At 70.7% G+C, this 13,993-nt stretch carries 12 protein-coding genes; all 12 read left to right on the forward strand.

Annotated elements, in window-relative coordinates:
• Nucleotides 1-16: 16 nt before the first annotated feature.
• The 12 genes from flgK to fliF all read left to right on the forward strand — a co-directional run bounded on the left by flgK (nucleotide 17) and on the right by fliF (nucleotide 13,989).
• On the forward strand, nucleotides 17-1,909 hold the full coding sequence (gene flgK / locus WFQ05_RS13365; protein WP_337054194.1) for a flagellar hook-associated protein FlgK: 1,893 nt from the start codon (nucleotides 17-19) through the stop codon (nucleotides 1,907-1,909).
• A gap of 15 nt (nucleotides 1,910-1,924) precedes the next feature.
• Nucleotides 1,925-3,127 carry a flagellar hook-associated protein FlgL gene (gene flgL / locus WFQ05_RS13370; RefSeq protein WP_130530815.1) on the forward strand — a complete coding sequence of 401 codons (1,203 nt, stop codon included), beginning with the start codon at nucleotides 1,925-1,927 and terminating at the stop codon, nucleotides 3,125-3,127.
• A gap of 464 nt (nucleotides 3,128-3,591) precedes the next feature.
• Nucleotides 3,592-4,746 carry a flagellin gene (locus WFQ05_RS13375; RefSeq protein WP_130515582.1) on the forward strand — a complete coding sequence of 385 codons (1,155 nt, stop codon included), beginning with the start codon at nucleotides 3,592-3,594 and terminating at the stop codon, nucleotides 4,744-4,746.
• Nucleotides 4,747-4,960: 214 nt separating this feature from the next.
• On the forward strand, nucleotides 4,961-6,319 hold the full coding sequence (gene fliD, locus WFQ05_RS13380; protein ID WP_337054195.1) for a flagellar filament capping protein FliD: 1,359 nt from the start codon (nucleotides 4,961-4,963) through the stop codon (nucleotides 6,317-6,319).
• A gap of 15 nt (nucleotides 6,320-6,334) precedes the next feature.
• On the forward strand, nucleotides 6,335-6,724 hold the full coding sequence (gene fliS, locus WFQ05_RS13385; RefSeq protein ID WP_130523223.1) for a flagellar export chaperone FliS: 390 nt from the start codon (nucleotides 6,335-6,337) through the stop codon (nucleotides 6,722-6,724).
• Complete coding sequence (locus tag WFQ05_RS13390; RefSeq protein ID WP_337054196.1) at nucleotides 6,724-7,041, forward strand: hypothetical protein; 318 nt, start codon at nucleotides 6,724-6,726, stop codon at nucleotides 7,039-7,041. Before fliS ends, WFQ05_RS13390 begins: the two co-directional genes overlap by 1 nt.
• 98 nt (nucleotides 7,042-7,139) lie before the next feature.
• Entirely contained in the window at nucleotides 7,140-7,721 is a 582-nt protein-coding gene (locus WFQ05_RS13395) for a PilZ domain-containing protein (protein ID WP_337054197.1), read from the forward strand.
• A 103-nt stretch (nucleotides 7,722-7,824) separates the two neighbouring features.
• Nucleotides 7,825-8,454, forward strand: coding sequence for a response regulator transcription factor (locus tag WFQ05_RS13400; protein ID WP_130516209.1), 630 nt, complete (start codon nucleotides 7,825-7,827; stop codon nucleotides 8,452-8,454).
• A 363-nt stretch (nucleotides 8,455-8,817) separates the two neighbouring features.
• Entirely contained in the window at nucleotides 8,818-10,212 is a 1,395-nt protein-coding gene (gene rpoN / locus WFQ05_RS13405; protein ID WP_337054198.1) for an RNA polymerase factor sigma-54, read from the forward strand.
• Nucleotide 10,213: 1 nt separating this feature from the next.
• Nucleotides 10,214-11,728, forward strand: a complete 1,515-nt coding sequence (locus tag WFQ05_RS13410; RefSeq protein WP_286576647.1) for a sigma-54 dependent transcriptional regulator — start codon at nucleotides 10,214-10,216, stop codon at nucleotides 11,726-11,728.
• Between the two features lie 58 nt (nucleotides 11,729-11,786).
• Nucleotides 11,787-12,155, forward strand: a complete 369-nt coding sequence (fliE, locus tag WFQ05_RS13415; RefSeq protein ID WP_337054199.1) for a flagellar hook-basal body complex protein FliE — start codon at nucleotides 11,787-11,789, stop codon at nucleotides 12,153-12,155.
• Between the two features lie 118 nt (nucleotides 12,156-12,273).
• Nucleotides 12,274-13,989 carry a flagellar basal-body MS-ring/collar protein FliF gene (fliF, locus tag WFQ05_RS13420; protein ID WP_337054200.1) on the forward strand — a complete coding sequence of 572 codons (1,716 nt, stop codon included), beginning with the start codon at nucleotides 12,274-12,276 and terminating at the stop codon, nucleotides 13,987-13,989.
• Nucleotides 13,990-13,993: the final 4 nt, after the last annotated feature.

The raw sequence follows: 13,993 nt of genomic DNA on the forward strand, positions 1-13,993 counted from the left end.
CTGACAGGACCGCGCCATGACCAGTCTGCTTTCCACCGGTAGCTCGGCCCTGTTGGCGTTCCAGCGCGCGCTGGGCACCGTCAGCAACAACGTGGCCAACGCCACCACCGAGGGCTACAGCCGTCAGCGCGTGAGCCTGGCCGCGCGCGTGGGCAACAACATCGCCGCCGGCGTGGGCAACAGCGGCCAGGGCGTGGACGTGGCCGCGCTGCAGCGCCTGGCCGACGGGCTGGTGTTCGCCCGCCAGGTGGACAGCAGCGGCGAGGTCGGGCGCCTGACCAGCCTGTCGTCAATGGCCGGGCGGGTCGATACGCTGCTGTCCGATTCGAGCACGGGCCTGTCCACGCCGATGTCGGCCTTCTTCGACGCCGCGCGCGGGGTGTCCAGCGATCCGACCAGCACCAGCGCGCGCGAGGCCTTGCTGGCCGCGGCCCGGTCGCTGGCCGGCCGCTTCAATTCTCTCGATGGCCAGCTGTCCACCATCGACGATGAGACCAACCAGAACCTCTCCGACAAGGTCGGCCAGGCCAACCAGCTGGCCAAGGAGATCGCCGACCTCAACAAGACCATCGCCTCCTCCGGCGCCAACGCCTCGGCCGAACTGCTGGACGCGCGCGACCTGCGCGTGACCAAGCTGGCCGGGCTGATCGGGGCGACGACGGTCCAGCAGACCGACGGTTCGCTGAGCGTGTTCACCACCGGCGGCCAGCCGCTGGTGATCGGCGCCAAGGCCAGCACGCTGACCGCGCTGCAGGACCCGGACCAGCCCGGGCGGCTGCAGGTGGGCCTGGATGCGGGCAACGGCACGCCGGTGCGCCTGCCCGATGCCTCGATCTCGGGCGAGCTTGGCGGCCTGCTGCAGTTCCGCACCAACGTGCTCGACCCGGCGCGCAACGAACTCGGCCGCCTGGCCACCGGCGTGGCGCTGGCCTTCAACCAGGCCCAGGCCAACGGCGTGGACTACAACGGCCAGATCGGCGCCGACCTGTTCAAGCTGGCCGCACCGGCGGTGGCGTCCAACGCGGCCAACACCGGCTCGGCGAGCTTCGCCGCCACGGTCGGCGACGTCTCCCAGCTCACCGGCAGCGACATCGTGCTGCGCTACAGCGGCAGCGGCTGGACCGTCCAGCGCGCCGACACCGGCGCGACGGTGCCGATGAGCGGCGACGGCTCGGCCGGCAACCCGTTCGTCGTGCAAGGTGTCTCGCTGGTGCTGTCCGGCGCGGCCGCGGCCGGCGACAAGTTCACCGTGCGCCCGACCACCGGCGCGGCCGGCAGCCTGACGGTGACGATGAGCGACCCGACCGGCATCGCCGCGGCCGGCGCCATCAGCGCCAGCGCCGCCACCACCAACCTGGGCAAGGCCTCGGTGGCGAGCACGGCGGTGACCAGCGCCAGCGCCTTCGCCTCCTTCAGCGGCGCGCACATCGAATTCATCGACGACACCACCTACACCATCAACGGCGGCAGTCCGCAGACCTATAGCGGGGGTGCCATCAGCGATCCGGCCGGCGGCTGGTCGATCACCCTCAAGGGCACGCCCACGGCGGGCGACAGCTTCAGCCTGGCGCCGACGCCGGCACGCTCGTCCAGCAATGCCAATGCCCAGGCGTTCTCGACCCTGGATACCAAGCAACTGCTCAGCGGGGGCACCCAGTCGCTGACGATGGCCATGAGCCAGCTCACCGCCAAGGCCGGCACCGAGGCCAGCCACGCGCAGATGAGCCTGGAGGCGCAGCAGACCATCGATGCGCAGGTCAGCGCCGAGCGCGAGTCGGTCAGCGGCGTCAACCTCGATGAGGAAGCGGCCGACATGATGAAGTTCCAGCAGGCCTACCAGGCCGCCGCGCAGGTGCTCAAGACCGCTGACACCCTGTTCCAGACCCTTCTGTCCGCCGTGGCGCGCTGAACCCGGAGCCTGTTCATGACCCTTCGTCTTTCCACCAACGGCATGCACCAGCAGAGTCTGGCCGCGATGCTGGCCCAGCAGTCCAAGGTCTCGCGCACGCAGCTGGAGCTGACCACGCAGAAGAAGCTGATCACCGCCGCCGACGACCCGGCCGGCATGGCCCAGGCACAGCGCCTGGACCATGCGCTGTCCACGCTGGACCAGCAGGACAAGGACGCGGCGCTGGTCGAGCACCGGCTGCGCTCGCAGGAGCAGGCCCTGAGCGATGTCGGCACGCAGCTGGACCGCGCGCGCGAGCTGACCATCCAGGCCAACACCGCCACCGTCTCGGACAGCGACCGTGCCTCGATCGCCGACGAGCTGCGCCAGATCCGCGCGGCCATCCTAGCCATCGCCAACCGCGACGATGGCACCGGCAAGCAGTTGTTCGCCGGATCGCGCGATGGCGTGATCCCCTTCGCGCAGAACGCCAGCGGCCAGGTCACCTATGTCGGCGACGACGGCCAGAACCAGGTCGAGGTGGCGCCCAACCTCAAGGTGGCCGACACCGATCCGGGCAGCGACCTGTTCCTGCGCGTGCGCACCGGCGATGGCATCAGCGTGGCCAGCGTGGGCGCCGGCAACACCGGCACCGGCGTGCTGGGCAACAGCTCGGTGATCGACAGCGGCGCCTGGAACGGGCAGTCGGTCACCGTGAAGTTCACCGCCGCCGACAGCTACCAGATCCTGGACGGCAGCGGCGCGGTCGTCTCCACCGGCACCTACACCGCCGGCAGCGCGATCAGCGGCGGCGGCATCCAGATGACCCTCAGCGGCGCGCCCGCGGCCGGCGACACCTTCACCGTGGGCAAGGCGCCCAACCGCGACATCTTCAGCACGCTGGACAGCCTGGCCACCGCGCTGGAGACCCCGGCCACGACCGATGCGCAGAAGGCCGCGCGCAGCAACGCGCTCAACGGCGCGCTGAGCGACATCGCCAGCGCGCAGGACCACTTCCTGCTGTCGCGCTCGCAGACCGGCTCGCGCCTGGCCGCGCTGGACGATGCCACCGACGCGCGCAGCGCCTACGGCGTCAGCCTGCAGAGCACCCTGTCCAACCTGCGCGACGTCGACCCGGCCGAGGCGGCCAGCCGGCTCTCGCTGCAGCAGGTCGCGCTGGAGGCCGCGCAGAAGACGATGCTCGCGGTGCAAAGCAAGTCACTGTTCGATTTGATGTAGGTCACAGAACGCGACAGTCGTTTGGCTGCTCGGTGGGAGCCGCCATGGCGGCGATGGGGCTGTCCAGGGAGAGCCTGGTCGCCGCCATGGCGGCTCCCACCAAGCCAGCGCGGTTCTGTGTTTTCGCACAAGAAGCTTCGAGGTCAAGAGCGCGGGAAACAGCGCAAAACAAGGGATTTTTGATCCGGACTCAAGTCCGCGCTCGGGTCGCCGTTACAGGAGGCAAGCGCGTTGGTGTCGCGGCATGACCCACATGACACGTCCGGTTCGCGCTACTGCTTGTGCACGTGTTTGGCATGTCGCGCTGGGAAGAAAGCTCGGATTTCTTTCGACCCAGGGCTAAAGGCGGCGCCGAGCGCGCCGATAACCCTATCAGCAGCGGAGAGGGCCAATCCCGGCCACACCCTGCGGAACCGGCCCCAACCCTCTCAGTCGCCGCCGGACCCTCAACTAGGAGACTTCTCATGTCGTCTGTCATCAATACCAACGTGAGCTCGCTGAACGCTCAGCGCAACCTGACCGCGTCCAGCAGCGACCTGGCCACCGCCATGCAGCGTCTGTCCTCGGGCCTGCGCATCAACAGCGCCAAGGACGACGCGGCTGGCCTGGCCATCAGCCAGCGTATGACCGCCCAGATCCGTGGCCTGGACCAGGCTGCCCGCAACGCCAACGACGGCATCTCGCTGGCGCAGACCGCCGAAGGCGCGCTGAGCGCCATCGGCGACAACCTGCAGCGCATCCGCGAACTGGCCGTGCAGTCGGCCAACGCCACCAACAACTCGACCGACCGCGCCGCGCTGGATCTGGAAGCCCAGGCCCTGAAGGACGAAATCGACCGCGTCGCCACCAGCACCAAGTTCAACGGCGTGAACCTGCTGGACGGCTCGTTCACCGCGCAGGCTTTCCAGGTCGGCGCCAATGTCGGCGACACGATCTCCATCGCCAGCATCGCCAACGCCACCAAGGCCTCGCTGGGCGGCACCTGGACCTCGACCACCTACACCGCCGACAGCGCCGCGCTGACCTACACCGACGCCGCCGCCGCGACCTCGGTGACCATCAATGGCGTGGCCGTGTCCATCGCCGCCGCGTCCGGTCGCACCGCCGCGCAGGCCGCCACCGCGTTCGAATCGGCGTTCAACACCGCCAAGGCGTCCAACACCGCGCTGGCCAACGTGTCCTTCGACGATGCGACCGGCAAGTTCACGGTCACCGGCCAGGGCTCGACGGCCACCTTCACCGCGCTCACCAACGCCGGCGGCGTCAGCGGCACCACGACCGCAGCCGCGACCTCGGTCAGCCACACCGGCCTGACCGACCTCAAGCTGACCACCGCGGCCGATGCCAACGATGCGATCAACCTGATGGATGCGGCCCTGGCCTCGGTCAATACCGCCCGCGCCAACATGGGCGCCATCCAGAACCGCTTCAGCTCGGTGGTGTCCAACCTGTCGACCACCTCGGAGAACCTGTCGGCGGCCCGCAGCCGCATCCAGGACACCGACTACGCGGCCGAGTCGGCCAAGCTGACCCGCAACCAGATCCTGCAGCAGGCCGGTACGGCGATGCTGGCCCAGGCCAACCAGTCGGCCCAGTCGGTGCTGAAGCTGATCTCGTAATCCCAAGCGTCACCAGGACGCGACCTGCCGGTCGCGTCCTGTTCCAAGCCCGCGCGCCGCGCCGGCTTGGAACAGGACGAGCTGCGTCTTCCCACGGCGACCCCACGGTCGCCAGCACGATCGCCCACCCATTCTTCCCGCCCCGCGAGGACCGCGCCATGCGCAACGCCGACACGCTGCCCACCGCGCCGAGCGCCCTCGCCGGAGGCCGCGCATGACCACCATCGGCAGCACCAGCAGCTCCTCGGGCATCGACCCGGCGACGATGGCCGCGCAGCTGGTCGCCGCCGAACGGGCGCCGACCGACACCCGCTACGCCGCGATGCAGACCAAGATCACCGCCCAGGTCTCGGCCGTGGCCACGCTGCGCTCGGCGTTCTCCAACCTGGATTCCTCGCTCACCGTCCTGCAGGGCGGCAGCACCGCCAACGCGCGCGCGGTCAGCCTGTCGGCCAACACCGGCTTCAGCGCCACGGCGGCCGCGGGCGCGGCGCGCGGCAGCTACAACGTCGAAGTGCTGTCGCTGGCCGCGGCGCAGAAGCTCGCCTCCAGCGGCTTCAGCGGCGACGGCACCGCGGTGGTCGGCACCGGCAACCTCAGCATCAGCTACGGCGGCAAGACGCTGTCGGTGGACATCACCACGGCCAACGGTACGCTGTCGGGCATCCGCGATGCGATCAACACCGCCGCGGGCGGCTCGGGCATCTCGGCGAGCATCGTCACCGGCGACGATGGCGCGCATCTGGTGCTGACCTCGCTCGACGGCGGCACGGCCAACCAGATCTCGGTCACCGCCAGCGGCGGCGACGGCGGCCTGGCCGCGTTCTCCTACGACGGCAGCGCCGGCAGCGGCATGACCCAGCTGGTGGCCGCCAGCGACGCCCAGGTCAAGGTCGACGGGGTGCTGCGCACCAGCTCGAGCAACACCATCACCGACCTGGTCCAGGGCGTGACGTTGAACCTCAAGGCGGCCGCGCCGGGTACGGTCATCTCCATGGACGTGGCCACCGACACCTCGGCGCAGCTGAGCGCTGTCAAGGACTTCGTCGACAAGTTCAACGCGGCGCTGTACGCCATCGCCAGCACCACCAACTACAACGCCAGCACCAAGGTCGCCGCCGCGCTCAACGGCGATGCGATGGTGCGCGGGGTGACCAGCCAGCTGCGCAACACGCTCAGCGCCAACGTGGTCGACCTCAAGTCGCTGGGCATCAGCATCGGTACCGACGGCACGCTGACCCTGGACCAGACCCAGTTCAACGCGGGGCTGTCCAAGGACCCCGCCGCGCTGAGCCGCGTGTTCGGCAGCGGCAGCGACACCATGGCCGGCAAGATGGCCACGACCATGGGCGCGCTGATCGACAGCGGCGGCCTGCTCAGCACGCGCAGCGACAGCCTCACCGCACAGACCAAGAAGCTCGATGCGCAGAAGGAGGCCCTGGACACGCGCATGGCCGCGGCCGAGGCCCGCTACAAGGCGCAGTTCACCGCACTGGACACGATGATGACCAAGCTGCAGAGCACCAGCGACTTCTTGACCCAGCAGCTCAACAAGAGCAGCAGCGAAGACTAATCGACGAGCCTTGCCATGAATGCCCGCAGCCTAGCCAATCAGTACAAGCAGACCGGCGCCAGCAGCGCGACGCTGGACGCCAGCCCGCACCAGCTGATCGCGATCATGCTGTCCACCGCGCGCGAGCGCATCCGCCTGGCGATCGCCTCGCTCGAACGCGGCGACGTCACCCGCAAGGCGCATGCGATCACCGACACCTGCGCCATCATCGGCGGGCTCAACGGCTCGTTGAACATGGACGCCGGCGGCGAGATCGCCGCGGGCCTGGCCGCGCTGTACGACTACTGCCAGCGCCGCCTGCTGGCCGCCAACCTCAACAACGACCTGGCCCCGCTGCAGGAAGTGGACGGCCTGCTGGGCGAGATCGAGGCCGCCTGGCGCCAGATCGCGCCGCAGGGCGCGTGATGGAGATCGCGCAGCCGCCCCCGTCGGCCCTGGCGCAGGTGCCCGCGCTGCCGATCGAGCAGATCCGCCACGCCATCCACCTGGAGACCTGGGAGGCGGCGGACGAACTGCTCAGCCGCTACCAGCACCAGCTGGTCCTGGCGCTGTCGCGGATCGACCTGAAGACCGCCGACCGCGGCCCGTGGCTGGCCCTGCTGGCCGACTACCAGCGGCTGATGGACGAACTGCGCGCCGGCCGCGACGCCGCCAGCGCCGAACTGGCCCGCCTCGGCGCCGGCCGTCGCGGCGCCAATGCCTGGATGCGTGCGCTGAAGTAGCGCCCCGCGCCGGCGCAGCTGACGCGCCGCCGCTGTCCTATCCGCATCCTGCACGCGACTTGCGGCATCCTGCCGCCTTCGTCCCCCGAGTCCGCGCGATGACCGACCCCGTGCCCGCGACGCCCGAACAGGCGCACGCGCTGCTGTTCGACGAGATCCTGACGCTGGAGGAGACGCGCGCGGCGGCCTTCGTGCCGCAGGCGCTGGCGCCGTCGGCCGTGGATGGACTGCTCGGCCGGGCCGAGTCGCTGCTGCGCGCGCTGGCGGTGATCGACGATGGCATCGGCCGCGGCGACGACCCGGACCAGCCGCCCGACCCGGCGCTGCTGCGCCTGGAGGCCAAGCTGGATCTGCTGACCCTGCTGGTGGCCGACCTGGCCGGCGGACAGGCCGCCCAGGACGCACAGCGCGCGCTGCGCTGGTCGGCGCGCGGGGTCGAACTGGTGCTGGACCAGGCCGTGCCACCCGGCACGCAGGGCGTCTTCCGCGTGGGCGCCTCGGACTGGCTGCCTTCCCCGCTGGTACTGCCCGCGCAGGTGGTGGCCGCCGCGCCCGACGCGGCCGGCACGCGCGCCTGGCTGGCCTTCGCGCCGAGCTCGCCCGCGCTCGAGGCGGCGCTGGAACGGCACGTGTTCCGCATCCATCGACGTGACATCGCGCAACGTCGGCGTGGGACCTAGGCATGCTTGCGACGTGATGCAAGCCCTTTTCAGCCGCGACGTGGTTCGTTAAGGTGCCACGCGCAGGGGGTTACACGGAAACAAAACGAAGGAGCGGCGCGTGCTGTCCGTCCTGATATGCGATGACCACGCGCTGGTGCGAGCCGGCGTGCGACGCCTGCTGGAAGCCATGGAAGGCGTCGAGATCGTGGGCGAAGCCGCCAGCGCCGACGAGGTAGTGATCCGCACCAAGCAGCTGCTGCCCCATGTCGTGGTGCTCGACCTCTCGCTCAAGGGCCGCACCGGATTCGACGCGCTGGCCGAACTGCGCCGGCTGCATCCCGACGTGGCCATCGTGGTGCTGTCCATGCACGAGGATGTGCTGCACGTGCGCGAGGCGCTCACGCGCGGCGCGTTGGGCTATGTGGTCAAGGATTCCTCGCCGGCGGAACTGGAGATCGCGCTGCGCGCCGCGGCAGCCGGCCGGACCTTCCTCAGTCCGCAGGTGTCCGCGCCGCAGCTGCGCGGCTATCGCGCCCCGCGCGAGCCGGGCGATGTGGAGAGCCTGCCGCGCCGGCAGCGCGAGATCCTCGACGCGCTCGGCGCCGGGCGGACGACCAAGCAGATCGCCGCCGACCTCAGCATCAGCGTCAAGACCGTGGAGACCCATCGCGCGCGGATGATGGAGGCGCTGGGCTGCCGCAACGCCAGCGAGCTGCTGCGCGTGGCGATGCGCCACCACGACCGCCCCTGATCGCGCGTCGGAAGGCCGTCGCCACCTCGTGGCACGGCGCGTGCTGACACGCTCCGCAGCCCGCGCATCGGCGACCACTTTTCGACGCCTTGCCCGGGTGCGTTGCCGCAAGGTGTCGGCACATGGCGCACGGTCCGCCAAAAACCCGGCTTGTGATCCGTGTCGCACGTGACGCATTGGGTCAACTTTCTACGTTCAGCTGGCTTTCACGTCAGATTTACGACGCAAAGTGGGGGATGCCCCTACAAGACGACAGGATTACCCTGAGTCCCTACAGGGTTTGCCCCGATTCGGAAGTCGGCGCGTCAATTCCACGATAGCTCCACACACCGGCACTGGGCCGGATGCCACGGAGAGATCAACGTGAAAGGCACCCTGACCGCCAAGATGGCGCAAGGCGTCAACCTGACGCCGCAACTGCTCCAGTCCATCCGCCTGCTGCAGCTCACCAGCCAACAGCTGGAGCTGGAGCTGGCCCAGACCCTGGAGCGCAACCCGCTGCTGGAAACCGACGAGCCCGAGGCCGAGGCGCAGACGCTCGAAGCCGATGATGCGGCCCAGCTGGAAGCGGCCGCATGGGACGAACTGCCGGAGCCTGCGTTCATGGCCGGCCTGTCCGGCAACGCCGGCGGCACCCTGGACGAAGACGCCACCGCGCGCATCGCCGCCGGCGAGTCGTCGGACATGCGCGTGCGCCTGCTGACCCTGCTGGCGGTGAGCTGGAACGCCGCCGACCTGACCATGGCCGCCTGGTGGCTGGACCGCTGCGACGACCGCGGCTATCTGGAGCAGCCGCTGGACGCGCTGCTGGCCGAAGGCGGGCAGCAGTTCGACCTGGACGCGCTGCAGCTGGTGCGCCAGCGCCTGCTGCACGGTGAATGGGCCGGCATGGCCGCCACCGATCCGGCCGAGTGCCTGCGCGCGCAGCTGCGCACGCTGGCCGACAGCCCGGCCCGCACCCTGGCCGCGCGCATCCTGGCCGATCACCTGGACCTGCTGGCCGCGCACGACGATGCCGCGCTGGCCGCCGCCACCCAGGCCAGCCTGGACCAGGTGCGCGCCGCGGTGGCGCTGGTGCTGTCGCTGCGCGCCCATCCGGTCGAGGCCCCGGCCACGACCGAGGACAGCCACATCCTGCCCGACGTGGTGGCCTGGTTCGCCGGCGGCGCCTGGCGCGTGGCGCTGGGTCGCTACACCACCCCGCGCGTGCGCATCAGCGCCCACTGCGAGCGCGCCCTGGCCGGCAACGGCGGCGAGAACGCCGTGCTGCGTGGCCTGCTGGACGAGGCGCGCTGGCTGGTGCGTGGCCTGAACATGCGCAACGACACCTTGCTGCGCACCGCCCAGCTGCTGGTCGAGCGCCAGCGCGGATTCCTGGAGCAGGGCGAGGAAGCCATCCTGCCGCTGACCCTGCGCGAGGTGGCCGACGCCATCGGCGTGCACGAGTCCACCGTCTCGCGCATCGTCGCCGGCAAGTACATGCAGACCCCGCGCGGCACGATCGAACTCAAGCGCCTGTTCGCCGTGCGCCTGGAAGGCGCCGACGTCTCCGGCAGCGCCGTGCGCGCCATGGTCAAGCGCCTGATCGAGGAAGAGCCCCGCACCGCGCCGCTGGCCGACGACGTCATCGCCAGCCTGCTGGCCCGCCAGGGCGTGCGCATCGCGCGCCGCACCGTGGCCAAGTACCGCGACCAGCTGGCCATCGGCCCGGCCAAAGCCCGCCAGCTGTCCCGTCCTTCCGTTTCGGTTGCCGCCTGACATGAACACCGCCCGCATTCTCGTCATCGACCAGGACATGGACCGCGCCGAGCGCGTGGCCACGCTGCTGGAATTCATGGACTACACCCCGCGCATCGTCGCCGAGGTCGCCGACCTGGACCTGGGCCGCGCGCGTCCCAACGACTGGATGGCGGTGATCGTCGGCGACGTCGAGGCGTCCGCGCTGGTCACCTTCACCAGCTGGCTGTCGACCCAGCCGCTGCACCCGCCGGTGCTGGAGCTGCCCGGCCACGCGCCGGACGCGGCCTGGCGCGCGCCGCTGCATCGGCAGACGGTGTGGCCGCTGGACTTCCCGGTGCGCCGCACCCAGCTGCAGGACGCGCTGTCCAAGGCCGCGGTCAAGCATGCCGAGGCCGAGGCCCGCGTCGGCCGCGCCCAGTCCGGCCCGACCGGCCGCAGCGCGGCGGCGATCGAACTCAACCGCATGATCGACCAGGTCGCCCCGCACGACACCACCGTGCTGATCCTGGGCGAGTCGGGCACCGGCAAGGAAGTGGCCGCGCGCGCCCTGCACGATCGCTCCTCGCGTCGCGACAAGCCGTTTGTGGCGGTCAACTGCGGCGCGATCCCGGCCGACCTGCTGGAGAGCGAGCTGTTCGGTCACGAGAAGGGCTCCTTCACCGGCGCGCTGACCCAGCGCAAGGGCCGCTTCGAGATGGCCGAGGGCGGCACGCTGCTGCTGGACGAGATCGGCGACATGTCCCTGCCGATGCAGGTCAAGCTGCTGCGCGTGCTGCAGGAGCGCTGCTTCGAGCGCGTCGGCGGCACGGCCACCATCAAATGCGACGTGCGCGTGATCGCCGCCACCCACCGCGACCTGGAAGCGCGCATCGGCACCGGCCAGTTCCGCGAGGACCTGTTCTACCGCCTCAACGTGTTCCCCATCGAGATGCCGGCGCTGCGCGAGCGCATCGAGGACCTGCCCGAGCTGGTCGACGCCATCACCCGCCAGCTGCGCGACAACGGCCGTGGTCATGTGACCCTGTCCGACGAGGCCATCGCCACCCTCGCCCGGCATCGCTGGCCCGGCAACGTGCGCGAGCTGTCCAACCTGATCGAGCGCCTGTCGGTGCTGCATCCGGCCGGCACCGTGCGCGCGGCCGACCTGCCGGCGCGCTATCGCAGCGCCGCGCCGGGCGAAGGCCTGGAAGACGCGCCGGCGCTGCAGCAGATCGCCCAGCCGCAGAGCGCGGTGGCGGCGCTGGTCAACGCCACGCCGGTGGCCAAGGCGGCCGCTCCCGCTGCCGCGGTGGCGATGCCGGCGCCTGCCGCGCCGGCCGGCGAGGCCGTGCTACCGGCCGCGGGCATCGACCTGCGCCACCACATGGCCAGCATTGAGCTGGACCTGATCCGCGCCGCGCTGGCGCAGACCGGTGGCGTGGTCGCCCATGCCGCACCGCTGCTCGGCCTGCGCCGCACCACGCTGGTGGAGAAGCTGCGCAAGTACGGCATCGACCGCGAAGCCGAAGGCGTCGCGGTGGCGGCGGGTTTCTGACTTGGGGGATGGCACGCGTCTTGCCTGATCCCGTCAAGAACCCAACGGCAACACGGCCATGACCGACGCCATCTCCTCGATCCTGTCCCAGATCCGCGCGCACGAGCTGCGCACGCGCGAAGGCGTCGGCAACGCCATCGACGTGAACGGCCTGGGCAACGTCGGCGGCGTGGCGGGAAGCAACGCGGTCAACCCGACCGGCACCGGCGGCTTCGGCCAGCTGCTGTCCCAGGCCATCGACAACGTCAGCGCGACCCAGGCCAACGCCAGCGCCATGCAGACCGCCTTCGAACTGGGCGATCCGCGCGCCGACCTGGCCCGCACGATGGTGGCCATGCAGCAGTCGCAGGTCGCCTTCCGCGCCACGGTCGAAGTCCGCAACCGGCTGGTGCAGGCCTACCAGGACGTGATGAACATGCCGGTGTAGCGCCTGCGCGCCCGGCGCTTGTTTCGTGCAAGACCGCATTCGCTTTCCCCGCCTGACCGGCGATCCGCGCCTCCTGATCCTCTGACCTTCGACTCCTGACCTGCGGCCCCAGACACCCATGAGCGCCACCGCCCTTCCCAAAGCCGCCAATGCGCTGCGCGACCTCGGTCGCTTCCAGGACATCCCGGTGGTCCGCCAGCTGGCGGTCTTCATCCTGGCCGCGGCGGCCATCGCGCTGGGGCTGTGGCTGTTCTTCTGGACGCAGAAGCCGGACTACGTGGCCGTGCAGGCCGGGCTGGACGCCAAGTCCACCGCGCAGGCCTCCGAGGCGCTGCGCGGCGCGCAGATCCCGTTCAAGCTCGACGCGGCCACCGGAGCGCTGACCGTGCCGGCCGACCAGGCCGGCGCGGCGCGCATGACCATGGCCAGCGCCGGCATCACCAGCAGCGGTCCGGCCGGGTTCGAGTCGCTGCAGGGCGACCAGGGCTTCGGCACCAGCCAGTTCGTCGAGAACGCGCGCTACCAGCACGCCATGGAGATCGAGCTGGCCCGCACCATCGCCCAGCTGCGCCCGGTACGCGAGGCGCGCGTGCACCTGGCCATGCCCAAGCCCTCGGCCTTCACCCGCCAGAACGAGCCGGCCAGCGCCTCGGTGGTGCTGCAGCTGGGCGCCGGGCAGACCCTGGAGCAGAACCAGATCGACGCGATCGAGCGCCTGGTCGCCTCGTCGGTCCCCGACCTGTCGCCCGAGCACGTGACCGTGGTCGACCAGTTCGGCCGCCTGCTCTCGCAGGACGATCCGGACAGCGCCGAGGCGGTCAACGCCAAGCAGTTCGAACAGCAGCGTCGCCAGGAAGCCCTGTACGTCCAGCGCATCGAGGAGCTGCTGGCGCCGATGACCGGCCCGGGCCGGGTCAGCGCCAAGGTCAGCGTGGACATGGACTTCGCCCAGACCGAGCAGGCCAGCGAGACCTATGGCCCGCAGCCGGCGATCGTGCGCAGCGAGCAGCTGAGCGAGTCGGGCAACCTGTCGGCCTCCAACGCCAATGCCCAGGGCGTCCCGGGCAGCGCCAGCAACACGCCCAACGCCAACAACACGGCCGCGCCCGCCAACGGCGCCAACCCGGCCAACGGCGCCGCGCCGCAGCAGGCCAATGCCAACGCCGGCAACAACCAGGGCACGCGCAGCACGGTGCGCAACTACGAGATCGACCGCACCCTGACCCACACCCGCCAGGCGACCCCGCGCATCCGCCGCGTCACCGCCGCGGTGCTGGTGGACAACGTGCCGGCCGGCAGCGCCAGCGCCGGCAAGCCGGCCGCCACCCGCGCGCTCAACGACGGCGAACTCAAGCGCATCGAGACCCTGGTGCAGCAGGCCATCGGCTACGACCAGCAGCGCGGCGACGTGGTCTCGGTGGTCAATGCTCCGTTCGCCCCGGCCGCGGTGGAGACGCCGCAGGACGCGCTGCCGCTGTGGCAGGACCCGCGTGCGCTCAACATCGCGCGCATGGTGCTGGGCGGGCTGGCCGTGCTGGGGCTGATCTTCTTCGTGCTGCGCCCGGCCTTCCGCGCCATGCTGTCCCCGCGCGTGGCCGTCGGCAACGCGCTGGTGCCCGCCGGCGCTGGCGGCCAGGTCATGCCCACGGTCACCGCCGAGATGGTCGACGACGACGAGGTGCCGGTGAAGCTCTCGCCGGCCTATTCGCCCAAGCCGGTGCTGCCGCCGGGGCCGGGCTTCGAGCAGAAGCTGCAGACCGCACGCGAGGTGGCCAGCACCGATCCCAAGCGCGTGGCCCAGGTCGTGCGCGAGATGGTGAACTCCGATGGCTGATCAG

Origin of the sequence: Pseudoxanthomonas sp. USHLN014, from assembly GCF_037153335.1 — a bacterium.
In the GTDB taxonomy this organism is placed as follows: domain Bacteria; phylum Pseudomonadota; class Gammaproteobacteria; order Xanthomonadales; family Xanthomonadaceae; genus Pseudoxanthomonas_A; species Pseudoxanthomonas_A winnipegensis.